This window comes from Ochrobactrum sp. SFR4, from assembly GCF_019730395.1.
GTDB lineage: Bacteria > Pseudomonadota > Alphaproteobacteria > Rhizobiales > Rhizobiaceae > Pseudochrobactrum.
Map to the genome: position 1 here is coordinate 1 of NZ_JAAPBB010000895.1, position 264 is coordinate 264.

The 264-nt window shown below is 49.6% G+C and carries 1 pseudogene; it reads right to left on the minus strand.

Going from position 1 to position 264, the window contains the following annotated elements:
- Nucleotides 1–264: pseudogene (locus tag HBA93_RS21680) on the minus strand (ABC transporter substrate-binding protein); the annotation flags it as partial.

The window sequence follows — 264 nt, forward strand, 5'->3', positions numbered from 1 at the left end:
GATTTCCTGAGCCTGATCATACAGTGCTTTACGCTGCGCCTGATCCTGAAGACCACGGGCTTCTTCCAGCAATGCATCTATTTTTTTATTGCAGAAACCGGCATCATTGAGGCTGCCTTTACAGGTGTCAAACTGATGGATATTGCCATCCGGATCAGCACGACCTGACCAGCCGCTCTGACCGACTTCGTAGCTTTTTTCTTTCAGCGTGCTCTGCAATGCTGCAAATTCAGTCGGACGAAGGGAAATGTCGAAACCGGCTTC